This window comes from Salmonella sp. SAL4457 (genome assembly GCF_046548235.1).
In the GTDB taxonomy this organism is placed as follows: domain Bacteria; phylum Pseudomonadota; class Gammaproteobacteria; order Enterobacterales; family Enterobacteriaceae; genus Salmonella; species Salmonella enterica.
In genome coordinates, this window is sequence record NZ_JBGDZO010000386.1 from 1 (window position 1) to 277 (window position 277).

Here is a 277-nt window from a genome sequence, read left to right on the forward strand (position 1 = left end):
GCCGGCAACCACCAGATCCGCCCCGCGCCGCGACGCAGCTCGCCGCTCTCCCGGCGCCAGATCGGGTCGGCATCGTCGCCGGCGTCGCGCAACGACTCCCAACCGGCCCAGTGGTCACTGTCCGGCAACCGCGTCAGCTGTCCCAGCCAGGCCCGCAGCAGGTTGCGCTGGCGCGCAGCGCTGAGGCGGCGCAGAGGCTCCAGGGCGATCCGGGGCAGATCCAGCCAGTCCGGCCAATCCAGTTCCGAGGGTTGGCGGCAGGCCCGGAGGTCGATGG

1 protein-coding gene is annotated in these 277 nt (G+C 73.6%); it reads right to left on the bottom strand.

The genetic code is table 11. The features are described from left to right. A partial coding sequence (locus ACLJNW_RS24750) for a TilS substrate-binding domain-containing protein (RefSeq protein WP_410961295.1) occupies positions 1-277 on the bottom strand: 277 nt, incomplete at both ends.